Origin of the sequence: Nostoc sp. ChiSLP03a (genome assembly GCF_034531215.2) — a bacterium.
Lineage (GTDB): Bacteria > Cyanobacteriota > Cyanobacteriia > Cyanobacteriales > Nostocaceae > Nostoc.
In genome coordinates, this window is sequence record NZ_JAVRBQ020000029.1 from 112,412 (window position 1) to 137,740 (window position 25,329).

18 protein-coding genes and 3 pseudogenes are annotated in these 25,329 nt (G+C 40.9%); 11 read left to right on the top strand and 10 right to left on the bottom strand.

What is annotated here, in order from left to right:
- Nucleotides 1-88: 88 nt before the first annotated feature.
- A complete protein-coding gene (locus RMY32_RS04155; protein ID WP_322709047.1) occupies nt 89-1,456 on the bottom strand; it encodes a DUF3370 domain-containing protein in 1,368 nt (455 codons plus the stop codon).
- Between the two features lie 31 nt (nt 1,457-1,487).
- Nucleotides 1,488-2,009: a peptidase C15 gene (locus tag RMY32_RS04160; RefSeq protein WP_322709048.1), complete on the bottom strand. Its 522-nt coding sequence runs from the start codon at nt 2,007-2,009 to the stop codon at nt 1,488-1,490.
- A 58-nt stretch (nt 2,010-2,067) separates the two neighbouring features.
- Here RMY32_RS04160 and hisH point away from each other — a divergent pair, with 58 nt between their 5' ends.
- Complete coding sequence (gene hisH, locus RMY32_RS04165) at nt 2,068-2,703, top strand: imidazole glycerol phosphate synthase subunit HisH (protein WP_322693612.1); 636 nt, start codon at nt 2,068-2,070, stop codon at nt 2,701-2,703.
- A 119-nt stretch (nt 2,704-2,822) separates the two neighbouring features.
- A complete protein-coding gene (gene rsmD, locus RMY32_RS04170; protein WP_322709049.1) occupies nt 2,823-3,413 on the top strand; it encodes a 16S rRNA (guanine(966)-N(2))-methyltransferase RsmD in 591 nt (196 codons plus the stop codon).
- 47 nt (nt 3,414-3,460) lie between these two features.
- Here rsmD and petG read toward each other — a convergent pair whose 3' ends face one another.
- Nucleotides 3,461-3,574 (bottom strand): cytochrome b6-f complex subunit V, encoded by a 114-nt coding sequence (gene petG, locus RMY32_RS04175; protein WP_063721252.1) that lies wholly within the window; start codon nt 3,572-3,574, stop codon nt 3,461-3,463.
- Nucleotides 3,575-3,783: 209 nt separating this feature from the next.
- On the opposite strand from petG, the gene RMY32_RS04180 reads away from it, so the two are divergent.
- Nucleotides 3,784-4,158, top strand: coding sequence for a cytochrome c (locus tag RMY32_RS04180; RefSeq protein WP_322674223.1), 375 nt, complete (start codon nt 3,784-3,786; stop codon nt 4,156-4,158).
- A 349-nt stretch (nt 4,159-4,507) separates the two neighbouring features.
- Here the strand turns inward: RMY32_RS04180 and RMY32_RS04185 are convergent, their stop codons facing one another.
- The gene (locus RMY32_RS04185; protein ID WP_322709050.1) at nt 4,508-8,986 is read right to left on the bottom strand and encodes a translation initiation factor IF-2 N-terminal domain-containing protein; all 4,479 of its coding nucleotides are present in this window, start codon (nt 8,984-8,986) and stop codon (nt 4,508-4,510) included.
- Between the two features lie 225 nt (nt 8,987-9,211).
- Nucleotides 9,212-10,129 (bottom strand): histone deacetylase, encoded by a 918-nt coding sequence (locus RMY32_RS04190; RefSeq protein WP_322709051.1) that lies wholly within the window; start codon nt 10,127-10,129, stop codon nt 9,212-9,214.
- 108 nt (nt 10,130-10,237) lie between these two features.
- On the opposite strand from RMY32_RS04190, the gene RMY32_RS04195 reads away from it, so the two are divergent.
- On the top strand, nt 10,238-11,263 hold the full coding sequence (locus RMY32_RS04195; protein WP_322709052.1) for a mechanosensitive ion channel family protein: 1,026 nt from the start codon (nt 10,238-10,240) through the stop codon (nt 11,261-11,263).
- 90 nt (nt 11,264-11,353) lie between these two features.
- Here RMY32_RS04195 and RMY32_RS04200 read toward each other — a convergent pair whose 3' ends face one another.
- Nucleotides 11,354-12,133, bottom strand: a complete 780-nt coding sequence (locus tag RMY32_RS04200) for an MBL fold metallo-hydrolase (protein WP_322709053.1) — start codon at nt 12,131-12,133, stop codon at nt 11,354-11,356.
- 114 nt (nt 12,134-12,247) lie between these two features.
- Here RMY32_RS04200 and RMY32_RS04205 point away from each other — a divergent pair, with 114 nt between their 5' ends.
- The 3 genes and pseudogenes from RMY32_RS04205 to RMY32_RS04215 form a co-directional block, all read left to right on the top strand.
- Nucleotides 12,248-12,685: a VOC family protein gene (locus RMY32_RS04205; RefSeq protein WP_322709054.1), complete on the top strand. Its 438-nt coding sequence runs from the start codon at nt 12,248-12,250 to the stop codon at nt 12,683-12,685.
- A 73-nt stretch (nt 12,686-12,758) separates the two neighbouring features.
- Entirely contained in the window at nt 12,759-13,652 is an 894-nt protein-coding gene (locus tag RMY32_RS04210; protein WP_322709055.1) for an alpha/beta fold hydrolase, read from the top strand.
- A 195-nt stretch (nt 13,653-13,847) separates the two neighbouring features.
- Nucleotides 13,848-14,025 (top strand): annotated as a pseudogene (locus tag RMY32_RS04215) (protein kinase domain-containing protein); the annotation flags it as partial.
- Nucleotides 14,026-14,256: 231 nt separating this feature from the next.
- Here RMY32_RS04215 and RMY32_RS04220 read toward each other — a convergent pair.
- Nucleotides 14,257-14,481, bottom strand: coding sequence for a hypothetical protein (locus RMY32_RS04220; protein WP_322709056.1), 225 nt, complete (start codon nt 14,479-14,481; stop codon nt 14,257-14,259).
- Nucleotides 14,482-14,580: 99 nt separating this feature from the next.
- On the opposite strand from RMY32_RS04220, the gene RMY32_RS04225 reads away from it, so the two are divergent.
- The 3 genes and pseudogenes from RMY32_RS04225 to RMY32_RS04235 form a co-directional block, all read left to right on the top strand.
- Nucleotides 14,581-16,212: an AAA-like domain-containing protein gene (locus RMY32_RS04225; protein ID WP_322709057.1), complete on the top strand. Its 1,632-nt coding sequence runs from the start codon at nt 14,581-14,583 to the stop codon at nt 16,210-16,212.
- A gap of 74 nt (nt 16,213-16,286) precedes the next feature.
- Complete coding sequence (locus RMY32_RS04230; protein ID WP_322709058.1) at nt 16,287-16,913, top strand: type I restriction endonuclease; 627 nt, start codon at nt 16,287-16,289, stop codon at nt 16,911-16,913.
- 67 nt (nt 16,914-16,980) lie between these two features.
- A pseudogene (locus RMY32_RS04235) lies at nt 16,981-18,775 on the top strand (AAA-like domain-containing protein); the annotation flags it as partial.
- Between the two features lie 409 nt (nt 18,776-19,184).
- Here RMY32_RS04235 and RMY32_RS04240 read toward each other — a convergent pair.
- Nucleotides 19,185-19,891, bottom strand: a pseudogene (locus tag RMY32_RS04240) (Uma2 family endonuclease).
- Between the two features lie 63 nt (nt 19,892-19,954).
- Nucleotides 19,955-20,722, bottom strand: coding sequence for a Uma2 family endonuclease (locus tag RMY32_RS04245; RefSeq protein WP_322709061.1), 768 nt, complete (start codon nt 20,720-20,722; stop codon nt 19,955-19,957).
- Between the two features lie 181 nt (nt 20,723-20,903).
- On the opposite strand from RMY32_RS04245, the gene uvrA reads away from it, so the two are divergent.
- The gene (uvrA, locus tag RMY32_RS04250) at nt 20,904-23,864 is read left to right on the top strand and encodes an excinuclease ABC subunit UvrA (protein WP_322709062.1); all 2,961 of its coding nucleotides are present in this window, start codon (nt 20,904-20,906) and stop codon (nt 23,862-23,864) included.
- Between the two features lie 76 nt (nt 23,865-23,940).
- Here the strand turns inward: uvrA and RMY32_RS04255 are convergent, their stop codons facing one another.
- Nucleotides 23,941-25,272, bottom strand: coding sequence for an HNH endonuclease signature motif containing protein (locus RMY32_RS04255; protein WP_322709063.1), 1,332 nt, complete (start codon nt 25,270-25,272; stop codon nt 23,941-23,943).
- Nucleotides 25,273-25,329: the final 57 nt, after the last annotated feature.

A 25,329-nucleotide genomic window follows, 5' to 3' on the forward strand; every position in this document is an offset into this window, starting at 1 on the left:
CTTGGAGTGAAAAGCTTGAGAACAGGCTTTAATTATTTTTTGGTAACAGGTAATTAGAGAAAAGCCCTTACCCATTACCCATAACCGATCACCGAGGTTCAGCTTGAGTCGAAACTGTTAATACTTGCGGAGGTGTAGCATCTGGCGGATAGAGAAAGTCAACTTCTACTAAAGAGCGATCGCCTGGTTTCATCTTTAATAAAACTAATGGTTCCCCTGGTTGACCTCTCTTTTGTACTAAATGCACAAACTGAGTTTGCGGCTGATTTTGGTCATTTTTGTAACGTACTCGCACTGTTCCTCGAAAAAATACTTGAGGATCTGGTGTACTCAAAAAGCGTAACCCTGGTTTGACTAACCGATCTTCCTTTAGTGGTGTTTGTATCGACACACTAACAGTTTGAGAACTTTGAGTATTGTTGTATAGCGGCAACTTGAGGTTATATTGAATTCCATAGTTGCCATGAGCGCGATATGCAGTGTCAGGATAGCGCACCAGCATAGGCGCACTTTGAATTTGACCAGTTCCTAATGTACCGCCATGCAGGGTATTCAAAGCGTAGGAAAACACTTGACCAGGCTGGGGAATAGTTAGATATCTGGCTTGAGGATTATCTACTAATAAGGCTCTCCATCGCGAACCACCAACCACTCCCGCAACTCGCCCATAAATTCTTGGCTTACCAGTTTCTTCTAAGGGAGTGGGAGTTTTATCTCGCGGCACAGCCAAATCGCCATTATCTAGTAAATTCTGCCATTCTTCTAAAGTAGGCGATCGCTCCCTGCCATCAGGATTCTCGCGTGCAAACATCGCTAGGCTAGCTGCATAGACAGTGCCATCACTTTGCAGTCGCATGAATGTAGACCGACCATTTAAGGGTGGTGTCAATCCCTGCACAGGAATTGGTAAACTTAGTAACATCCGACTTTGCTTTGGTGGAATCTCAATTTGGGCAGGAAAAATCTCTTGTCGCACTCCCCGAAGCACATCAGACATGACGCGATCGCCAGGCCCGGCAAAAATTTTACCTAAAGGATTTTGGCTAAAAGATGGTAATTGAATAAATGGTGCATCCGGTTGACTTAAATAACTCGCCGCCTGCCAAATATTTACTTTCACTGGTTCCGAACCAGGGTTATGCAAAATTATCCCTAAATAAAGAGAACGTAAATTCTCTGCTGGTTCAGCCTTCGCAACGTGATGGGCAAAAATATCAAATCGTCCTCGAAAGGGAAAATTCAGATGCGCTGTTGGCACTTTTTTCCCATCTGGTGGAAAGGTGGAAAGTAAAATTCCTTCTTTCAACACCAATTCTGGACTATTGCTGTTAAAGGTTGGCACTGTATCCAATTGACCTGGTAAAGGACGTACTTCTTGTGGTTGTACGACTTCTTCAGGTGGTAGCGTGGCAGGAGTTGATTGGGCAATTGGGAAAATTAGTAACAATGGCAACATATACTTAGATATTTATTTCACCATACAGACATTAACAACTTGATGAAAGTGCCAGTTTGTTAATAATTAATACGAAATCGGCAAGAATCTCCATCAAATTTTCTTGATTGAGAACCGGAACATGGACAAAAATACAACGTGCTGTGAGTTTATTTTGGTTTAAGTAGTCCAACACTGAATAGTAAAGACCTTCACAGACAAATTTTCCACAGTCGTGGCTAATCTGAATTTTTGCTGCTCCCGCCACTAATTTTTCTAAATCAACTTCTGTCTGTAAAATACTTTCTTTCCAGCTAGCACCTGCTTCCACACTTAATTGTGTACGGCTTGCAGCCATGCCACAACAGATGATGTAATCAGGTTGGATTGCCTTGATTTTTTCAATTACCTGAGTACTAGCAAGTTGCACATCTACGGGTAACTGGCGTAAAAAAGTTAAGTCATGTGGTATCAACTCAAGTTTGCTCACTTCAAGTAATAAATCATCAGAAGAATTTGACTGTTGATCTTTTAGCCAAGTGTCAAAAGAAGTTAATAGAATTCTTTTCTTCATAACAAATATTATTTAGAATAGAAAAACCCTCCATAATAAATTTACAAGGAGCAGGTAAATGCCAGTAATTGCGGTCGTAGATTATGAGATGGGAAATTTGCACTCAGTTTGCAAAGGCTTGGAAAAAGCTGGGGCAACTCCTAATGTTACTTACTCTCCAAAGGAATTAGAGCAGGCAGATGCTATAGTTTTACCGGGAGTGGGAGCATTCGATCCAGCAGTGCAACACCTGCGATCGCGTGGTTTAGAACAACCTATTAAAGAAGCGATCGCATCTGGTAAACCTTTTTTGGGAATTTGTTTAGGATTACAAATTCTCTTTGAATCAAGTGCCGAAGGTACTCAACCAGGGCTAGGAATTATCAAAGGAAAAGTGCGGCGGTTTCGTCCCGAACCTGACATAACTATTCCTCACATGGGGTGGAATCAACTAGAAATCACTCAACCAAAAAGTATTTTGTGGGAGCATTTACCGTCCGATCCTTGGGTATATTTTGTCCATTCCTACTATGTTGACCCGATAGACCCGCTAATCCGTGCAGCAACTATCACTCACGGCACTCAAACCGTCACAGCTGCGATTGCTCATGAAAATTTGATGGCAGTACAATTTCACCCCGAAAAATCCTCTAATATCGGATTGCAAATCCTGTCTAATTTCGTTGCTCAAGTCCGCGAAAAAATTCCTGCATAATTATTTTGTCATTTGTCCTTTGTCCTTTGTCCTTTGTGAATAAATCAAAATCACCACCGACCATTAAACATTGACTAATGACCAATGACTAATGACTAATGACTAATGACTAATAACTAATGAGCCTGAGAATTTACGGTAATCGCCAGCTAAAAACTTTACCTGGGAAAGAAACTAGACCCACTAGTGCGCGGGTAAGGGAGGCAGTATTTAATATTTGGCAAGGAGAAATTGCTCTTTGTCGCTGGCTAGATTTGTGCGCCGGTACTGGTTCAATGGGCGCAGAGGCTTTGTGTAGAGGAGCCAGCCTAGTAGTGGGAATTGAACAATCGAGCCGAGCCTGTGCCACCATTCAACAAAATTGGCAGCAGATAGCTAATGCCGACCAAGAATTTCGGGTATTGCGGGGAGATATTACCCAGCAGTTAAAGACTTTATCAAGCAAGCAATTCGATAGAATTTACTTCGATCCACCTTATGCCAGTGGATTATATCAGCCAGTATTAGAAGCGATCGCTCACCATCAACTTTTAGATTCTAGCGGCGAAATCGCAGTTGAACACGCCTCACAAGGTTGGACACCGCCAGAGATTCCCGCTTGGGAAATTTGCCGCCAGAAAGTTTACGGCAACACATCACTTACTTTCTACAGAATTCGGAATCAGGAATCAGGAGCAGATAAAGGAGATGAAGAAGAATATGACTTCTAACTCCTAACTCCTAACTCCTAACTCCTAACTCCTAACTCAGCACTCCCTCATCCCCCCAGCTGATTGGGGCGCTTGTATTGCTTATATGCAGCGTAAAAAAGTCCAGCGAGAGTTACGAAAACTAGACCAAGGACAATACCTGATAGCAGGGGTTCAACCACTGTAAATCTCCTCTTTGTAATTATTAAATATTCGTTGCCTGTTTTTGATTTTACCAAATTTCGTATGAATGCTGCGCCCTACAGCCCTTTGGAGTGCGACTGGTCACAAAAAAATAGTCTTCTGTGCTTGCAGACACAATCAAGAACTTTTAAGCTATGTGTAGGAAATGAAAACTTTTTAGCACACCTAGACTTTCACAGCAAACCTTTTGGATAACCAGATTAACAAACCTGAAATTTTGATTCAGCGGATCGTTTTATTGACGCTGACTATACTGCTAGGAGTCCCTTTGGGCTTTTTTGGTGTTCAGTTGGTTCAAGCCTCCGATCCATACGTCAAGAGTGTTCTATCCCTAACAGGAAACCCAGTTCAAGGACACGCGATATTTCAAATTAACTGTGCTGGTTGTCATGGCTTGGAAGCAGACGGGCGAGTGGGGCCCAGTTTGCAAGCTGTTTCAAAGCACAAGTCTCGGTATGGGCTGATTCACCAAGTGATCAGTGGCGAAACACCGCCAATGCCAAAATTCCAACCTAGTCCTCAAGAAATGGCGGATCTTTTGAACTATTTAGAGTCTTTGTAGACCTAAGAATTTTTGGTTCAGAACTTTACGCAACTGGCACAAGCAATGATGTGCGAAGCGCACCGAGCACCCAAAAACTACATAGAAGGCAGCAATATCTGGACGTTTTAGTTGCTCAATTAAATAATTAAAAAGCAAATTGTGCTTGAGCTTGTAAATATCAAATACATTCTGGGTAATTAAATACTTATGTACTACTGGCTAGCGATCGCACTGTGCCAGTTGCGTAAGTCCTGTTTAGGAGCAAATTCCGTTAAGATACTTAGCCTAAGTTACAGTTTATGAAATTTAGGTTTTTTGTCGATTCGCGCAATACCTGCGATCGGCTATGCGTAAGCACACCACAGATTTAGCTGAAGAGGCGAGAAACATCAACGAAACCTTCATGAAGACTAACAATATTTGATACTTCAGAATACATACTTCCGACTTTACCTGATTGATGGGTAAATAAATTATGGCAACCCACAATTATTAATAGTTCTTGAGCGCGGGAAAATGCAACGTTAACTCGTTCTGGTTTCTTTGCAAATCCCACATCTCCTTTGTTATTATTGCGAACCATACTGACAATTACAACAGGTCTTTCCATACCTTGAAATCTGTCTACTGTACCAGTACGAATTTCTAGCGAAGGAAAAAGTTCAGATTGCAGACGTTCATCAATTTTTCTTAATTGAGCGCCATAAAATGTAATTACAGCAATTTCTTTTTTTGGTTCCCCATTAGCAACTTTAGAAGTCCAAGTATTCTCAAACTGATGACACAAACGTTCAATCGCATCAATTTCTGGAATATTAAAGTAAGAAGTTCCGTTTCGTTGCTCTAAAAACTGATTTTCTATAGGCGTTTTTACCCAAATAAGATGCTGAGATTCTTGGATAATTTCGCTTGCTAAATGATGTGCGCGTTTTGTGTCCGCCTCTAAAATACCAGATTCTAGTTTTCCGTCATAAAACTGATTGATTGCACCCATAATAAAAGGATGCATTCGATATTGTGTAGTTAGCATTTGTTTGATGCTTTCATCAGCAGATTCAAACTGACTTTTAAATAGTGATTCTTCTAGGAATTGTAGTTCGTCTCGTGTATTGCCAATTGTTTGAGCTACTTCTTCTAAAGTGCTAGTATCAAGCATGGGTGGTAATTGGCGATGATCGCCTACCATTACTAGCTTTTTGCCTTTCAAAGCTGGGATTAGTAACTCAGGTGGAGTACACTTACTAACCTCATCAATGATAACGACATCAAAAGATTTGAATTCTTCTGAAAAACCTCTATTTGCAGCTTGAACACAGGTGATACCGACGACATTAGCATTATCTAAATATATGCGTCTTAAATCGTCCCTATCACCTTCAGTTGGCTCTCTTAATTTTCCTATCCAATCTCGAACAAAGTTCTGATATTTATTGAGATAAGTTTCGTCTGTCTGGAGTTGTTGCTGCCAAGATTCAAACTGAGTATTGATATTACGTAAAAACTCTATACTAAATAAGTCGGTTTGGGAATTTTCTGGTTTAAATTTATCAGGTATTGTTTGCCATTTTGTCAACCACCAGCTTCGTTCTTCTCTTAGGTTTTCTGATGGCTGTGGTTGTGATTTTTGTTCTACCTCACGTAAATTAGTTTGTAAGTTTTGTAGATGCTGTAGAGAAGTTTCAGTTTTTTCTTGTAGCTTTGATAAATGCTCATTTAGAGAATGTTTAATTATCTTCAGTACCGCAAAAGGTTCTAATGATGATATTAAGGTTTCAAGCTGACTAATGGAAGTTTCCCAGTAATTTACTTGATTTGCAAATTCTTGGGGATGCTCCCAAATATTTGATTGTGTTCCCAGATATTTTTCAACTAAAATACGTAATTGAGAAGGAATATTTTTTTGATTAAGCTCTTGCAAAATATTAATCACTTGCCCAAGTTGGAAATTAGCATCCTGCTGTGCTTTTTCTACCTCAGCTTGAGTAATAGATATTTGCTGTTGGCTAACTTTATTTTTCTGAAGTTCATTTAATTGTCCTTGTAGATGCTGAAGTTGTTGCTCGGTTTCCGTTTTGACTTTTAAAACGCATTGACGCGCATTTGCAAGGATAATATCTAACAATTCTTGTGTAATACGGGTGAGAGTAGAGTCGATATTATTCCATTCCCATGATGTCCCATAAGTCCGTTGCATTCTAATTAAGAAAACCTGGGTATTCTCAACCAGTAATTTTCGTTGTTTGGGGTTGAGTAGCTGATAATTGTTAAACTGTTGATAGGTTTCTTGCCATTGAGTGCGATCGCTCTTTGATAGCACCATTGGAATCTGACTAAAATTTTCTTGTAAAAAATAGCTAAAATTATGCTGTTTACCCCGCCTGTCAGTAAAACCTCCGTTTATTTCATAAGCGATCGCCTTTGCTAATACTTCCCATTCAGGTAGATTTATTTTTTGATTGTTTGGTAATATTGGGACTTTTAATGTATTAGCAAACATCAATAACCCTAGCGGTAAGTCAACTAAATTTTCTGTGAGTGGTACACCTGATTGATGACATTCTTTTAAAGTTTGATACAGATGAGAAGGTGCTGTAGATTTCCATTCCTTAACTGCTGAGATAATGTAATCTATTTCCCGTTTGCGGTTTTGCCATATCTGGATTGTTTGCTGTATATTTTGCAGTTTGGTATGATATTGCTGATAATCTGGTTGTAACTGATTCAACGAGACGAAACTTTGTTTGACAACCTCCACTGATGCTGCAACTTCTAAGATGGCTTTACTTGCTTCTTGAGCATCAGTCAAAGAAGTTTTAAATCCAGAAATTTCTATTGCTACAGTTTTACGCAACCAAGCCGCTAAACCAAAAGCACCAAGCGCCGGACGCACAAAGCCAAGCTCATCAGTATATTTGATGATTTGACGAACATTTGCTAAAAACTCTTCTACTAAACTGTTACCTTCTGTATAGGGTTTAAGAAGTGGCAAGAAATCTGTAACTTCTGAAGCTTCCCAGTTGATATTTGGTAAAGTCTTTAATATATTTTCTAATTTGGCAATTAGTAATTCAACCTCGTTCTGTTTATCTACAGTTTCGTTGTAATTTTTTTCTTGATTTTGAAAGTTTACCTCTAGTTTTATCTTATTTTCATTGAATTTAGTTTGTTGCTGATTAAATTCTTCCTCTGCTTGGAAGTAAGCTGTGAATCTTTGTGATGATGCCAGTAATTGAGTGAAAATTTTAATATTTTCCAGCCGTTGAGTCAGATTATTTTCGCAGTCAGTTGCAGTATTTTCTAGCCATCTGCCAATCACTTGGTCTTCTAAAAATGGCTGTCCTTCTTCCCCAACTTTTTCGGCTTTACCCTTGCGTACAGCGCGAATTACTGGGTTGTGAACTAATCGACTCAGGGCGTTATCTACTGCTAAATTGGCTTGAGAAGCAATTAGAGTGCGTCCCCCGCGAAGGGCAATTTGATAGCAAATCTCCGCAATTACGGTAGTTTTCCCAGTACCTGGTGGCCCTTGGATGAGAACAAGATCCTTAGCGGCAAGTACCTTCTCCACTGCTGCTTTCTGCCCAGGATTTGCAGAAGATAATAATAAATCTTGTGGTTGCAGTTCAACAGTTGTTTTGATCTGTCTAGCTTGAGAAGCATCGAATAAAAAGTTACCCAAATAGGGATTTTGAGTATAACCATTATTCAAATCATCTAAAGCTTTTTTCTTGCGCTGAATCTGTTGAATATCACCAACTGCCTCGAAACACAAAAATCCTGTATCTGGCAACTTATAACGCTCTGTTGCCATGAATTCAGCTAAGTCACGTTCTAATCTGAGGCTGATAATACAACGGTTGGGATCAATTTCTTCAACAGTCCCTAATTGACGACCGCTAATCCAATTTTTACCGACGGGAGCAGTTTCAAAAAGTTTTAAATCTTCGTTTTTTGTGCCTCTTGCTCGTTCCCAAAAATTATCTACTTCGAGGGAATTTTGATAAAAGCCGTCAAGGGTGGCTGAGTTTAGATCAATTTCAAAACTGATTCGTCTTTTAAAATTATAGTTATGACTTACATAACGCACACAAAATTGACGCGCTTTCGCGATTTTTTCTTCAATTTGCAAAAATGCTTTCCAAGCTTTTAGCTGATCTTCTGTAGGTATATGGTCGCCACAAACTGGCGCGGTAGCGATGCGCTTCAATGTCGCTGGCGGAATATCGAGATGATGCTGATGATTAGCCAGTAAACGCAAGCGACAAGCTATGGCATAGCTGTCGGCGTGTCCCCGTGAGAGTTGTAACAATTGAGCCGAAAGTATTTTTATACCGTCGCGTCCATCTTTTTGTACAGCTGCTCTAAATCCTAATGTTTTTCTGAGCTTGTCAAGTCTTGCGGGTAATGGAAAATCATCGGAGTCTGTTGCTATTGTCAAATCCCAGATTTCCTCTCTTGTTTCTTTCCCCGCACCTTTGCGACGCACATAAAATAGAGAAGGCTTTTTACCGACACATTCATACATTAACTGATTGGCGCGATCGCGCCGCTCCCTAAAATCGGAATATGATTTCAAGGCAGCCTCACCTTCAAGATGGCGGATAAAGCTATCAATTGCTGAAGCTATAAATGTATAGCCCCAATCTTCAGAGGTTGTTTTAGTTTTCGAGGATTTTGCTGTTAGTTTATTTACCGCTAAACGAATGCGTTCCGCATCAGATTCTGGAATTGCACTGGTATGGCTTTTGACTGCAATTTTGAGCTTTTCACAAATTACTAATAGCTTCTTGCTATCTAAATTTAATTCTTTTGCTAGTTCGTAGACTCTGACTTTGCCGTTGTTCATCCAGTTAACAATTGAGGGTTTTGATTTAAACGCAGAGGGGCGCAAAGTATTATTTTAATGCGAATCGCTACGAATTAAATTTGGCAGCACTCTGCGTACCTATGCGTTTAAAATATAGGACTCATATTTGATTGCGTGAAAAAAACTCAACCTTTATTCCTTCTTCCCAGTCCCCAGTCCCCAGTCCCTAGTCCCTACGATTAATTCAGAAATCAAATCGGATTGCTATAGTTTGTATTGCTGATAAACTTCGCTAGCGGCACGATGCAGCAAGGAATGCCGCCAAACGAGAGATTTCATATCATCAGCATAACCGCCGCCAATAACGCAGGCGACGGGATAACCGCTACTCACACAGGTACTTAAAACCTGCATTTCCCGGCGAAAAATGCCAGCATCAGTTAAAGCTAATTTCCCCAAGCAATCGCCTATATGAGGGTCAACGCCTGCATCATAAAATACTAAATCTGGCTTGACTTTAGACAACAAATCTGATAAATAATTCGCTAAGGTTTGTAAATAAGTGTCATCTTCCATTCCCACCGGCAAAGGAACATCCAAATCGCTGTTTTGTTTTGTACCAGGGAAATTGACTTCGCAGTGCATAGAGAAAGTAAAAACGCTGTCGTCGTCTTGGAAGATAAAAGCGGTACCGTCTCCTTGATGCACATCCAAATCGACAATCAGGATTTTTTGGACGAGTCCAAATTTTTGTAAAACGCGACAAGCGATCGCTAAATCGTTGAAAATACAAAAACCAGACCCATAACTAGGAAAGGCGTGATGAGTTCCACCAGCCGTATTACAGGCTAAACCCTGACTTAGTGCCAGTTTTGCAGTCAGTATCGTACCACCTACCGCTACACAAGTACGATTTGCTAGTGCTGGACTCCAAGGCAAACCAATACGACGTTGTGCTTTGGGGTCTAGGGTTCCTTCGCAATAAGCTTGAACGTAGCTTGGAGTATGGACTAACTCTATCAATTCTGGTAGCGGACGTTCAGGAGTGTGAAATTGTTCTTGATTCGCTACACCATCAGCTAATAGCAATTCGTAGAGTTGTCGGAACTTAGACATCGGGAAACGATGTCCTTCAGGTAGGGGAGCAATGTAATCTGGGTGGTAAATAATTGGCAAATCCATAAGGAAAGAAAATTTTAAGCAGCTAATCCGATAACAAGGTAAAATTTAGCCATAATTACAGCAATAGTGCTGTTATTCTAAATGTAAAATTCCAAATTTAAAATTGATATGATGGAATGGATTACGCCGATAGTGTTTATTGTATCTGGCTTTCTGGCTGGAATAATCGGTGAAAAAGTTATCTTCAAAAAACTAGAAACATTCGTTACTAATAAACGAATTGCCGGCAGTAGAATTATATTTCACTCTCTACACCGGATGACTTTTCTTTGGTTTGTCATTGGCGGTTTTTTTTGGGCAGTTCTGAGTGCCCCCCTCAAGCCAAATATTGCCATCGTACTGCAAAAAATTCTGACGATGGCATTACTATTTTCAATAACTTTAGTCTTGGCTAAATTGACTGCTGGTTTCCTGAATTTATATATTCGCAGAGCAGAAGGGATTCCCACATCACTTATTTCTAACCTTGCTAAGATTACTGTTTTAGTTTTAGGAACATTAATCATCTTGCAAACGGTAGGCGTTCAAATTACACCAATAGTCACAACTTTAGGTATTGGTGGTCTAGCAGTTGGTTTGGCACTTCAAGACACACTTGCAAATTTATTTTCTGGTTTTTACTTAGTTATTTCTAAGCAAGTTAGAACTGGAGACTATGTGAAACTAGATGCCGGTCATGAGGGATATATTATAGATATTTCTTGGCGAAATACAACTATTAAAGAAATTTCCAATAATATAGTCATTGTTCCCAATTCTAAGCTGTCTTCGGCAATTTTCACCAACTATCATTTACCTGCAAAAGAAATTACTTTAACAATGGATGTGGGTGTAAGTTATGATAGCGATTTGGAAAAGGTTGAAAAAGTTACTGTAGAAGTTGCTAAAGAAGTTATGCAAGAAATTGCACCGGAATTAAAAGATAATGAACCATATATCAGATTTCATACTTTTAATGATTTTAGTATAGATTTTACGCTTTATATGCGGGTAAGTGAATATTTCGATCAGCGGATTGGCAAACATCTATTTGTCAAAAAATTACACAAACGCTATCAGCAAGTAGGAATTGAAATTCCTTTTCCGATTAGACAAGTGTATATGCAAGATAATTCAGCTATGGAAAAAAATTAGCCCTAGCGACTAGAAGTCGCGGCTATACAGACAAAACCCGCCTGCGCGGGTTGAAAACCTCGATTTGTAATCGCTAGGGCTAGGTGCAACTTAGATTGCTAATGCTCGTTTTTCTAATGGTAGTTCAAAGCGATCGCCTGGTTTCGGCTCAAATACTCGCGTCGAAAGATTGTTCTTTTCTAATAACGAACGAAATTCCTCAGCAGTTCCTTTAGTTTGAATGAGTTTCATCAGCAAGCCCTCAAAGGACACATCTCCACCAGCAGCAGTAGGTATTATTACTTGAGGTTGTAATGATTTGACGACTTCTAAAGCACTATTTTGTCCTTTAATAATCGGCCCAAGCAAAGGTAGCATCATATCAATAAAGGGTGTAATCACTACATCAATAGGTGCAGCTTGCTGAAGTTGTGGAGAATGATACCCGTGAGGCTCATAGTATACAGTTAAACCACTCTCCAATTCTTTGAGGAGATAACTATTTTCTACCAAAGTCGGGCCAATTGGAGAGCCAGGGAAAGCCTTGATTTCTACTTGATTATTTAAAGTGAAAGTTTCACCATGAGCCAATACTGTTACTTGGGTGTAATCCAACTGCTGTACTACCTTAGCGGCATTCGGAGAAGCTACAACTTTGATGCTGCGATCTAACAGCTTGAGCGTTGGTGGGTGAGCATGGTCTTCTAAACCCTGAGATAGCAGGATCAAATCAATATTATCTGGGATTGGGCGATTTTGCGATCGCGAACCTTTAAATAACCAATCCAAATTGCTGAAAATCAACGAACCAACCAGCCAAGGGTCAATTAGTATTCGTTTACTACCGATTTCCAGCAGCCAAGAATTACTGTCGAACCAAGTTAAAAACATAAATTTTGTGAAGATAACGCCTATCTTCATTATCATTCGTGTCAGCTTGCTTAGTAAGCACGTAGTCCAATACCTACATTCGTCCGGTCAACATCTATATACGGAGTTATTTTAATGTCCGATCTTGGTTTTACTCACATTGCACTTGCAGTTAGTAATGTTGATGCAAGTATCTCATTTTATGCAAAGTATGCCCAAATGACAGTCGTGCATCATCGCATCGATCGAGCAACTCAATCAGATGTTGCTTGGATTAGTGACTTGACTAGACCTTTTGTAATTGTCCTAATTAAAGTACCTAAAGTAGAAGGCGCACTTTTACCACAATCCCATCTTGGGGTAGCTTATCAGAATCGCAGGGAAATCGATCGCCTCTGCAATGAGGCACGCAATCAGGGAATACTGCTGGCTGGGCCAAATGACTGGGGTCATCCAGTTGGTTACTGGGCTTATCTTCGAGACCCAGATGGTCATACACTAGAAATTTCCTATGGTCAGGAAATTAGTTTTACAGTTGAGCAAGCTAGAGATGCGATTAATCGGGGTAAATGAAACTAACATCTAATCAGCACTGAGATTTTGGTCAGAGATACTATATTAAAGAAACACTTTATTAATCTTAATAATGACTGTAACTACACAGCCGCTTGCAACTCAAGATGCCTTTGAAAAATTCATTTGGAATTGGCAGGGTTACAAAATTCAGTACACTGTTATGGGTACAGGACGCCCTTTGATTCTGGTTCACGGCTTTGGCGCTTCCATTGGACACTGGCGCAAAAATATCCCGGTTTTAGCTGATGCTGGCTACCAGGTATTTGCCATAGACCTTTTGGGTTTTGGTGGTTCCGATAAAGCGCCCATTGATTACAGTGTAGAAGTTTGGGTGGAACTGCTGAAAGATTTCTGCACAGCACACATCCAGGAACCTGCTGTATTTATTGGCAACTCTATCGGCGCACTTTTGAGCTTAATAGTACTGGTAGAACATCTAGAAATTGCTGCTGGTGGTATTCTAATTAACTCTGCGGGTGGTTTAAGCCATCGTCCCCACGAACTGAACCCGCCGCTACGGATTGTGATGGCAGCTTTTAATCGGTTTGTGCGATCGCCAATTACAGGTAAATTTGTCTATAACCGCATCCGCCAAAAAGCTCAAATTCGCCGCACTCTGTACCAAGTGTACCGGAACCGTGAAGCTGTCACTGATGAATTAGTTAATCTACTTTATACTCCCTCTTGCGACCCAGGAGCGCAACAAGTCTTCGCATCTATACTCACAGCCCCTCCTGGCCCTAGCCCAGAGGAACTTTTGCCCAAAGTAGAACGTCCTTTGTTGGTAATTTGGGGTGCTGACGACCCCTGGACACCAATTACCGGGGCCAAGATTTACGAAAAGGCACGGGAGAATGGCAAAGATATCAAAATTGTTCCCGTTCCCAATGCCGGTCATTGTCCTCACGATGAGGTTCCAGATATTGTCAATGCCCAGATTGTCGATTGGCTAGCGCAAAGGTGATAATTTCGCCTTTGTGCCTATATGTCTTAGCTCAAGCAAGGTAAAAATAAGGCTAACAATCTGGGTGAGTGGATCTTAATCTTTTAATTGCGCCTTGACAGAATCAAACTTGTATAATCTGTGAAATGGAGCTTGATGTGCGTAATGGAGATAAAAGGATAATTCCCTTAAATCACCATCCAGATTTTTCAGAACTTGTCAATCTTAGAAATTTTGGTTTATCTGCAAAAGCAAGTTTCCCCAATTATTCATCGGGATATTAAGCCAGAGAATATATTGGTTGATGAAGAACTAAATGCTTACCTGGTTGATTTTGGATTGGCTAGAATACAAGGTGCAAAAGTAGCTCTGAGCAGCTTTATAGCAGGAACTTTGATAAGTTATCAGCCTAATAATACAGTTAGGCAATTGTCGGAAGCTAGAGAATGTCAAAGTTTTGATTTAAACGCAAGTTGCCAAGAAAATACTAGGCATTAAGATTAATCAGGTTACTTCCGGTTTGAGATCATAGGAGTTTTCAATTGAATAGACTAGAACGGTAGGGGCACAATATATTGTGCCCCTACAATTATGTATATTCCACGCTTATGAAAATTGCTGAAATTTACATGAGTATCAAATACTCGTTAACGGAGTTCAGAGATGGATGAATCCGGTTCAAATACTCGTCAACGGAGTTCAAAGGTGGATTAATCCGGTTCAAATACTCGTCAACGGAGTTCAGAGGTGGATTAATCCGGTTCAAATACTCGTCAACGGAGTTCAGAGGTGGATTAATCCAGTTCAAATACTCGTTAACGGAGTTCAGAGGTGGATTAATCCAGTTCAAATACTCATTAACGGTAATGCAGTATCAGTAATTGTGTAGTTATCTGCTGTAGTAAACTACATCTAAGTCAGAAGCCTGCATTTAATAGTTGATAGCGCTGTGAAAAAAATCCTGATTGTGTCAGCTAATCCCACAACGACAGACAAACTCCGCTTGGACGAGGAAGTAAGGGAAATTCAGTCAGGGTTGCAACGCTCTCGCAGCCGAGATAAGTTTGAACTGATTACTAAATGGGCGGTGCGGCCTGACGATTTGCGGCGGGCGCTTTTAGATCATAATCCTCATATCATCCATTTTTCTGGACATGGTGGAGGAAATCAAGGTTTAGCCTTGGAAAATAATATAGGGGAAATGCAGCTGGTGAGTACAGAGTCACTGGCAAGGTTATTTAAGTTATTTAAAGACAAAGTTGAGTGTATTTTATTAAATGCCTGTTATAGCGAAGTGCAAGCTGAGGCTATTTACCAACACATTAACTGTGTGGTTGGGATGAATCGGGCAATTGGGGATAAGGCAGCGATTAAATTCGCGGTAGGCTTTTATGATGCATTAGGCGCTGATAGGTCGTATGAGGATGCTTATGAGTTTGGCTGTAGCGCTATTGATTTAGAAAGTATTCCAGAGTCTTCCACCCCAGTGCTAAAAAGTCGGAACAATCCCCAAGGTGCTATATCTGCTAACGAAACTATTCCAGATAGCGAGGTAAAAGCAGCAGTCTCCTTAGAAAATCCAGAAGGGCAGGTATCTTTAAACTCTGCGTTGTATGTCGAGCGATCGCCTATCGAGGTAGACTGTTATCAAGCGATTCTTCAACCAGGGGCCTTAATTCGCATCAAAGCTCCCCGGCAGATGGGCAAAACTTCCCTCATGTCAAGGGTTCTCCATCATGCTAGTCAACATGACTATCAGGTAGCACCTGTAAATTTCCAGTCAGCCGATGCAGAATTTCTCGGCAATTTAGATCAGTTTTTGCAGTGGTTCTGCGCCAGCATTACCTACGAATTGAATCTATCCGATAAATTAGATGAGTATTGGAAGGGTGTTTTAGGTAGCAAGAATAAATGTACAAATTACTTTCAACGATATTTATTACCCACGATTAATAAGCCCATCGCTTTGGGTTTGGATGAAGTTGATGAAGTCTTTAAGCATCCCATAATTGCTGCTGATTTTTTTGGATTGCTACGAGCTTGGCATGAGCGGTCAAAGAATGAGACAGTTTGGAAAAATCTCCGGTTGGTAATTGTGCATTCTAAGGAAGTTTATATCCCGCTCAATATTAATCAGTCACCTTTTAATGTCGGTTTACCCATTGAGTTGCCAGACTTAAATCAAACACAAATACAAGACTTAGTACAGCGCCACGGACTTAATTGGACTGACTCACAAATTGAAGAATTAATGACACTCGTGGGTGGTCATCCTTATTTAGTGCGGGTAGCGCTTTATGAAATTGCTCGTAGTAGGATAACGCTCGAAAATCTGCAAAAAATCGGGGCAACTGAGGAAGGCCCTTACAGTGACCATCTGCGCCGCCATTGGCTGAATTTACAAGAGGATGCAGAATTGCTAGCTGCGGTCAAACAAGCGATGACAGCAAATCGTGCCGTGGATGTAGGCACAACTGAAGCATTTAAACTCCGCAGTATGGGGTTAGTTAAGTTTCAAGGCAATCAAGTAGTGCCTTTGTGTGATTTGTATAAACAATATTTTGGGCATCGCTTGGGGTAGAAAAATTAAAAAAGTACATTAGGAGTGCAATAGGACTGTTATCTGCAATTACCATTTAACAAAAAGGATTAACAATGGTTCAATTTATTCAAGGAAGAGATATAACCTTAGCCCAACTCATAGATCAATTTGGGCTACAACGTGCAGACAATGAACAATTTTTTTCAGAGTGGCAGCAAGATTTACCTGAGTTGAGTGACTTAGAAAAGCAATCTCTCAACGAAGTCAAGGCAGAATATTTGCATCTATCGAAATATTCTATTTTAGAACCTGTAGTCAAAATGGTGGTGCTATCTCCACTATTGCGTCTAGCAGGTTTTTATCAACTGCCTTTTTATATCGCGTCGGAAGAAGAGGTAAGAATTTCTTCTGAAGACGAAGGCACAATTATTAGAGGACGTATTGATATCTTGGTGTTTCATCCTCCATTTTGGGTTCTCATTATTGAGGCGAAACGAGCAGAATATTCTTTGGAGGTAGCAATTTCTCAAGCATTAGCTTATATGTTGGCTAATCCTGATAATGATAAACCTACATTTGGTTTTGTAACCAATGGTCGAGAATTTCAATTTATTAAGTTGATCAAACAGGGTACACCAAAATATGAATTATCTTACACACTGTCGCTCAATCGTGGAGATGACCTAGATACTGTGGTAAAAGTGTTAAAACGTCTAGCTTATTTAGTCCGTAATTCGTAGTCTCCATGCTAACATAGCCTACCAAATTTGTATTTCATAATTTTTAATTTTTAATTTTTAATTGTTTATGACCCAGTACCAGTATCAAGTCGGTGGTAGTCTGCCTCAAAATGCACCAACTTATGTTAGACGGCAAGCTGACCATGACCTCTATGAAGGCTTGAAGGCTGGGGATTTTTGTTATGTACTCAATTCCCGGCAGATGGGGAAATCTAGCTTACGGGTGCGGGTAATGCAGCGGTTGCAAACAGAGAGATTCGCTTGTGCTGTTGTTGATATTACAGCTATTGGGACGGTAGATATTACGCCAGAACAATGGTATGCCGGGGTGATTGATACTCTGGTGGAAAGTTTTAATATTTATCCAACTTTTGATTTAGATAGTTGGTGGAATGATAACGCTTTGCTTTCACCAGTGCAGCACTTGAGCAAGTTTATTGAAACGATTTTACTAAAAGCCATTACTGAAAAGATTATTATTTTTATTGATGAAATTGACAGCGTTCTGAGTCTTTCATTCAACTTGGATGACTTTTTTGCAGTTATTCGCGATTGCTACAACCGACGAGCAGACCATCCTGAATATAATCGCCTCACCTTTGCTTTGATTGGCGTGTCTACGCCTTCAGATTTGATTCAAGACAAACGCCGGACACCTTTTAATATTGGACAGGCAATTGATTTAACTGGCTTTCAACTCCGAGAGGCACAACCCTTGGCACAGGGATTGGCTGAAGTGGGTGATTCTCAAGAATTGATGCAGGTGGTGCTGGACTGGACGGGAGGACAGCCGTTTTTGACGCAAAAAGTTTGTAAGTTGCTGGTGCAGGGGGGACTGGAAACTAGAAACTGGGGACTAGGAGATGAGGACTGGGTGGAAGAGTTGGTACGCGAGGGGATTATTGAGAATTGGGAGACGCAAGATGAGCCGGAGCATTTGAAAACGATTCGAGACAGAATTTTGCAGAGTGGAGAACAGAGGACTGGGCGATTGTTGGGGTTGTATCAGCAGATTTTGCAGCAGGGAGAGATAGTAGCTGATGATAGTGCTGAAGAAACGGAACTGCGGTTGACGGGTTTGGTGGTGAAGCGGGAGGGGAAGCTGCGAATTTATAACCGGATTTATGCAGAGGTGTTTAAACAGGAGTGGGCTGAAAAAATCTTGGCAAAGTTGCGTCCTTACTCGGCTGCATTGAATGCCTGGGTTGAGTCGGAACGTCAAGATGAGTCGCGCTTACTGCGGGGACAGACTTTGCAAGATGCCCAAGAATGGGCAGTCAGTAAAAGTTTGAGTGACTTAGACTATCAGTTTTTAGCTGCTAGCCAAGAGTTGGAAAAGCGCGATGTGCAGAAAAGGCTGGAGGTAGAGGAACAGGCAAAGCAAGTTTTAGCAGAGGCGAACCACAAAGCTAATCAACGGATTCGGATTGGTTCTGTGGTGTTAGGTTTTGCTCTGGTAGGGGCAGTAGCATCATTTATAGTTACTCAAAAAAGTCTTGAGGAATTAAAAAAGGTAGAAGCAGCCAAAGAATTGGCTGTAACGGCTACGCGGTTGGAACAAGACGGAACAAATGCGTTGCAATTGTTTGAAACTTCCAGAGAATTTGATGCTCTGCTGTTAGCAATAGAGACGGCAAGAGCATTAAAAAGTCTGATCAAGGATAAACAATCTTTAGCAGACTATCCAGCATACAGTCCTTTGTTTAGTTTACAGAGAATTCTATCTAGTACTAATATTCGTGAACAAAATCGTCTCAAAGGGCATAGCAATTCAATCAACAGCGTCGTCTTCAGCCCGGATGGCAAAACTTTAGCTTCCGCCAGTGCTGACAAGACGATCAAATTGTGGAATCTGAATCTTGATGATTTATTAGCACAGGGTTGCAGTTGGCTTAAGGGTTATTTGGCTAGCCATCCTGATGCGGTTAAGGTGTGTTCAGGGCGGTAGGGGGATGAGGGGGATGTGGTTCGACTTCGCTTACCAATCGGGGGATGAGGGAGTTATGGCGAGTTAATATTCAAAAAGAGCGATCGCTTACTAAAAATGAAATGCGATCGCAGTTGAGAACCTAATTTTTGCAGTAATTCTAAGCTTAAATGTATAGCTAAAGGCGTAGGCGTAGCCCGTCGTAGACATCGCTTGGTAAATTAGAGATGCGATCGCAGTTCTGATCTCGGCGTTTCGAGTTCCAAACAAGAATGGCCGAGTAAAAAGGTTGAACTGCCGAGTTCCGAACACGAACGACCGAGCAAAAAGGTCGAACTTCCGAGTTAAACCTCCGGTTCCACTCCCAGCGCTTTTAACTGAGCGGCTAATCTATCTGCACGCTGGCGTTCTTTTGCTGCTAACTCCAAACCCCACAGTAATAGTTCGCCATTGTCATTCCACCAACGCAACCAATAACCTGTGCGGTTTTCTCGGCTTCCTTCCCATACATCTATAAAAAAGTTCATTTCGGCAATCCAGTGACGATTATTTGCATCAGGTGTTTGCAGTTTATAACGTCCGAAATCATCTCGCCGATAAACTTCTAACACTCCGCCGTCTGGTTCAAAAATGGCATAGTTTGGCACTTGTAAAATCTGCTCATAATAAAACCATTTACAGGGGGATAGGTTGGTTTACTCGAATACTCTCCACCTTCGGTATCTGAGAGAAATTCCATCACAATTACGGGAATATCACCTTGGAGTCGTGGCGTATAACTGCGCTTCACTTCTTCTCGTGAGACTCGAATAGATGGTACATATCCCCAATCTGGTGCTTTGACGACAAATCGATTATTCAAAGTGGCGCAGATACCGTAATTAGTGATGGTTAAAGCATCGGCGGGTAATTTTTCGGCAAGTTCCAAGCTTTCTGTTAAAGCAGCAGCCAAGAGTGGCTGATTAATGTTATCTACTGGTTCGTTGTCTAAAACAAAATCATCAGGTAACTTTTCCCAGGTGACATTATGGGTGGCTGCATTGGCTAGCATAATCAGAATATTTCAAGTACAAATTCAATTTCTAATAGCCCGATTAAAAAATTGCACACGGCGTTACTCCTGAGCAAGAGTTCGCACTTCTTCCACTGACAATCCCAAAGCTTGGGCAATCTGTTCGATGCTCAAATCCATTTGCAATAATCGGGGTATGGCATCTCTTCTGGCTTGTTCTGCCTGTTCCGCCCGTTGGCGTTCTTGTTCTGCTCGTTGTCGTTCTTGTTCGGCGTTGCGAGAAATGTCTGTATAACTCAAAAACCTTTCTCCATCAGGACGATATAGCTGTAAACCCTCTGGTGATGGAGCAAAGCGAATTTTTAACCGAGGACTCACCCAATCTTCCATTAGAGGGATGACATTTAAACCGTCTTCGCTACGCAACCATCCATGCAAATTATTTCGCTCAGGATCGTAAATGTAGTACTCTTCCACGCCATAGCGATCGTAGAAAAGTAATTTCTTGTCCATTTCAGTTTGGGTGTTGCTGGGAGAAAGAATTTCAAACACCACTTGTGGTGCAATTCCCTCCTCTTTCCATTGTTGGTAACAGAGGCGATGTCTACGACGGGCTACGCCTACGCCTTTTGGTCTACCCAATACCACCATCACATCTGGGGTGTTAACAATTTTGTTACGTCCCTCTACCGGATACCAAAACAAATCCCCGGCGACAAAAACATTTGGATCGTCAGCGAATAGCCACTCGATATTCTGCTTAATTTCTACAATCCAGCCAAACTGTATGGTATTATTAGCCACTGGTTGTCCGTCACTATCTGGGTAGATGACCTCTGGCTGGGTCGGCGGTTGGATTTGCGATACCATAGCTTCGCCCTCAGAAGGATATTTAATCGGGATGCTTCCAAATTAGCAGACTCTTAAGGATGTCTGCGCCATAAATCTGGAACGATAACTAACTAAAACAGTACTATTGTTCTACAATAAACCGATTAAAGATAGTATTATTAAGGACTGTTTCATAGGAAACTCCTTCTTCGCCGCCAATATGTCAGACCAACAGCTAGCAGCATCCTTGAATGGACATCTTCCGTACCCCAGCCACAACAGCCAGAATACCATTCGGATTCGGGGTGCTAGGCAGCATAATCTGAAAAATATTGACTTGGAATTGCCACGCGATCGCCTAATCGTATTCACTGGCGTTTCTGGTTCTGGTAAGTCTTCCCTAGCATTTGATACCATTTTCGCTGAAGGGCAACGCCGTTATGTGGAATCCCTCAGCGCCTACGCACGGCAATTTCTCGGACAACTAGATAAGCCGGATGTGGAAGCGATTGAAGGCTTAAGTCCAGCAATTTCTATTGACCAAAAGTCAACGTCTCATAACCCCCGTTCCACAGTCGGTACGGTGACAGAGATTTACGACTATTTGCGGCTGTTGTTTGGTCGGGCTGGCGAACCCCATTGTCCGATATGTGATCGCTGTATTGCACCCCAGACAATCGATGAGATGTGCGATCGCATTATGGAGTTACCAGACCGCACCCGTTTTCAAATTCTTGCACCCGTTGTCCGGGGGAAAAAAGGCACACATCGTAAGCTTTTGTCAAGTCTGGCTTCTCAAGGTTTTGTCCGCGTGCGGATCGATGGCGAGATCCGCGAACTGTCAGATTCCATTGAATTGGATAAAAATCTTACTCACACCATCGAAGTGGTAATTGACCGCTTGGTGAAAAAAGATGGTATCCAAGAGCGTTTGGTTGATTCTTTGTCTACGTGTCTCAAGCAATCAGGTGGTATTGCCAGTATTGTCATTAGTCATTCGTCATCTGTCATTAGTAATCACGAAGAACAAATGACAAATGACATAGACGCTTCTGCGGCTTCCCGCAGGGTAGGACAAAGGACAAATGACAAAGAAGAAGAATTAGTATTTTCAGAAAACTTTGCTTGTCCAGAACATGGCGCGGTAATGGAGGAACTATCGCCGCGATTGTTTTCGTTTAACTCACCTTATGGTGCTTGTCCGCACTGTCACGGAATCGGCACTTTAAGAAGATTTGCGCCAGACTTGATTGTACCTGACTGGGAAGCGCCAGTTTACGCTGCGATCGCGCCTTGGTCAGAAAAAGATAATTCTTATTACTTGGAATTACTTTATAGCGTCGGACAGATTTATGGATTTGAGTTACAGACAAATTGGGGCAAGCTGACAGAAGAACAGCAGCAAATTATTCTGTATGGAGAGAAAGATGAACGAGCCGCAGAGGCAAAGAGAAAGCAGAGTTTTAAAGGTGCTATTCCAATTTTGCAACGGCAGTATGAGGGTGGTTCTGAATTAATTAAACAAAAATTAGAGCAGTATTTAATCGATCAGCCGTGTGAAGTTTGTCTGGGAAAACGGTTAAAACCAGAAGCCTTGGCAGTGAAGTTGGGACAATATGGAATTTTAGAATTAACTACCGTATCAATTCGAGATTGTCGAGAAAGAATTGAGCAATTTAAGTTGAGCGATCGCCAGTTACAAATTGCTGATTTAGTCCTGAGAGAAATCAAAGCTAGATTGCAATTTTTGTTGGATGTAGGTTTAGATTACCTCACCCTTGACCGTCCTGCCATGACCCTTTCCGGTGGCGAAGCCCAACGAATTCGTCTAGCAACGCAAATTGGTTCTGGTTTAACAGGAGTTCTCTACGTTTTAGATGAACCGAGTATTGGTTTGCATCAACGAGATAATGGCAGATTGCTGAAAACCTTAACTAAATTGCGCGATTTGGGTAATACATTAATTGTCGTTGAACACGATGAAGAAACAATTCGTGCAGCCAACTATATAGTTGATATCGGCCCTGGTGCAGGAATTCACGGCGGAAATATTATCGCCCAAGGTGATTTTCAGGCATTATTAGCAGCAGAAGATTCTTTGACGGGTGCATATTTATCAGGAAGACGAGTAATTACCACGCCAGCAGAACGCCGAGAAGGAAATGGGCGCAGTTTGGGAATTAAAAATGCCCATCGGAACAATTTACAGAATATAGATGTAGACATTCCGCTAGGTAAACTCGTCTCCATCACTGGTGTGTCTGGTTCTGGCAAATCTACTCTGATTAACGAATTACTTTATCCATCTCTGCAACACCATTTAACTAAGAAAGTTCCCTTACCCAAGCATTTAGATAAAATTCAGGGATTAAACGCAATTGATAAAGCGATCGTTATCGATCAATCTCCCATTGGACGCACACCACGTTCCAACCCTGCAACTTACACAGGAATTTTTGATGCCATTCGGGATGTATTTTCCCAAACAGTAGAAGCCAAAGCTAGGGGTTACAAACCCGGACAATTTTCCTTCAACGTTAAAGGTGGACGTTGCGAAGCTTGTAGCGGACAGGGTGTGAATGTGATTGAAATGAACTTTCTCCCGGATGTTTACGTGCAATGCGAAATTTGTAAAGGTGCAAGATACAACCGTGAAACTTTGCAAGTGAAGTACAAAGATAAGTCAATTTCTGATGTACTGAGAATGACAGTTGAGGAGAGTTTAGACTTTTTCCAGAATATCCCCAAAGCGATCGCGCGTTTGCAAACTTTATTTGATGTCGGGTTGGGTTATGTCCAACTAGGACAACCTGCGACTACCTTATCAGGTGGTGAAGCGCAACGGGTGAAATTGGCAACAGAACTATCTCGACGCGCCACAGGTAAGACGCTTTATTTAATCGATGAACCGACAACAGGGTTATCTTTTTACGATGTCCACAAATTGTTAGATGTGTTGCAACGATTGGTAGATAAAGGCAATTCAATATTAGTAATTGAACACAACTTAGATGTAATTCGCTGTTCAGACTGGGTGATAGATTTGGGGCCAGAAGGTGGCGACAAAGGCGGAGAATTAATTGCTGTAGGTACACCAGAGGAAGTTGCAAAAAATCCCAGGTCTTATACTGGGCAATATTTACAACAGGTGTTGAAACAATATCCGGCGGTAAAGAAGTAGTAGGATGGTTTAGTGAAAGCTAGCGCATCCTACTACCCCACCACCATATCTAATTTCATATTTGTTTTTAAAATATTCAATTTTTGTATGTTGTATTACAGTATGGATGAGTTAACTGTGCATTTTCTAAAGTCCCTAAACCACCATCAGCTTTTCTCTTGATATGATCTATAGAGTTAAGACGAGTAGGGAGACAGCCACCACAGATTTTACATCTTGGAGAACCAGGTAAAGCATCTCTGATAAAAGCTGCTGCTTTTGTCTCTCGTGAGAATTCTTTAGTTTGGGTATCGCTTGTATTACTTTTAGTTTTAGTTTTTAAAGTTTCAAAACCTTTTTCAGCAATGATCTCTTTAATGACACTTTTTTTATCTATTCCTTGTAATAATTTCTCAATAACTTTTATATAAAAATCTTTAACTTTGTCTCTAGCCTTAAGTGCATTTCCATTTTTGCTAACAATCTGTGGAACCATATCATCTTGCCAAATCACCCATTCAAAATCTTTTCGCACTTCTATAAATTTAGAAAAATATTTATTTTTTTCTAAATGTAACATTAAAGTAACGATGCCATAAAATGAGCCAATTTTGGGCTTACCAGTACTATTATAAAAATATATGATGGGATGCAAACCCAGAGAGGAAGGATGATTGCTATTTATCCTCTGAACAACTTTTTTGCAATTTTTTAGCAGTTCTACAGTTTTATCTCCTGTGGGATCGTCTCCCAATTGCTCATCGAATTCTATACTATTAACCATGTTTACAAATTCTAATATAACTTCAAGTTTTTCGGGAACCGATAGACTACCCACTATTGGTAAGTCTAGAGTTTTAATAGGGTTTTTTAGTTTAGGTTCAAAAATAAGTTGATGTATTTCTTGAGCTAATTGTTCGATTTCATCTTGTTTCTCTTGCGAGAAATCTGACCAATATTTGTGACCATTACCACTTCTCATAATTGCACGAGCAGCAACACCATTAGGTGTCTTTCGTGCCTGTAATAAGCGCATCTCAGTCTCACCAATAGGTGCTGCTTTTTGGTTAATTTTAAAAAAAGATGCTTCTGCTTTTTCTGAATTCCCTTCAACCCACTGAAGCTGGATACCTAAAGCTCCTAAGTTTCTTGCTCTATCAAGAAATTTTTGATCTACTTGTCCTCGATTCTGTGTTAATGATTGATAATCTTTGTAAGAACCTATACTTGTTTTGATAAGTTTTCTTACCTCTTGAGCAGCATTTTTTTGCTCTTCTGTAATGTCACCATCATAAAATTCTTTAGAAATTTTACCATCACCATAGTCATCATTAATCCATGCTATTAACCCAAGTTGCGGGTTATCAAGCTGTGGGTACTTTGCACTTGAATAGTCGTGCGCTCGTTCAGGACGAAGTGGCGATTGCACGTCGCGCAACCGCCACCTCAATTAACTCAAAAATACAGATACTGAATTAGATTAAAG

Coding starts and splice junctions, on each gene's coding strand:
- RMY32_RS04155 (WP_322709047.1), bottom strand. CDS start 1,456: ATGTTGCCATTGTTACTAATTTTCCCAATTGCCCAATCAACTCCTGCC.
- RMY32_RS04190 (WP_322709051.1), bottom strand. CDS start 10,129: ATGGATTTGCCAATTATTTACCACCCAGATTACATTGCTCCCCTACCT.
- uvrA (WP_322709062.1), top strand. CDS start 20,904: ATGTCAGACCAACAGCTAGCAGCATCCTTGAATGGACATCTTCCGTAC.
- RMY32_RS04200 (WP_322709053.1), bottom strand. CDS start 12,133: ATGTTTTTAACTTGGTTCGACAGTAATTCTTGGCTGCTGGAAATCGGT.
- RMY32_RS04210 (WP_322709055.1), top strand. CDS start 12,759: ATGACTGTAACTACACAGCCGCTTGCAACTCAAGATGCCTTTGAAAAA.
- RMY32_RS04205 (WP_322709054.1), top strand. CDS start 12,248: ATGTCCGATCTTGGTTTTACTCACATTGCACTTGCAGTTAGTAATGTT.
- RMY32_RS04230 (WP_322709058.1), top strand. CDS start 16,287: ATGGTTCAATTTATTCAAGGAAGAGATATAACCTTAGCCCAACTCATA.
- RMY32_RS04160 (WP_322709048.1), bottom strand. CDS start 2,009: ATGAAGAAAAGAATTCTATTAACTTCTTTTGACACTTGGCTAAAAGAT.
- RMY32_RS04185 (WP_322709050.1), bottom strand. CDS start 8,986: ATGAACAACGGCAAAGTCAGAGTCTACGAACTAGCAAAAGAATTAAAT.
- RMY32_RS04245 (WP_322709061.1), bottom strand. CDS start 20,722: ATGGTATCGCAAATCCAACCGCCGACCCAGCCAGAGGTCATCTACCCA.
- hisH (WP_322693612.1), top strand. CDS start 2,068: ATGCCAGTAATTGCGGTCGTAGATTATGAGATGGGAAATTTGCACTCA.
- rsmD (WP_322709049.1), top strand. CDS start 2,823: ATGAGCCTGAGAATTTACGGTAATCGCCAGCTAAAAACTTTACCTGGG.
- RMY32_RS04195 (WP_322709052.1), top strand. CDS start 10,238: ATGATGGAATGGATTACGCCGATAGTGTTTATTGTATCTGGCTTTCTG.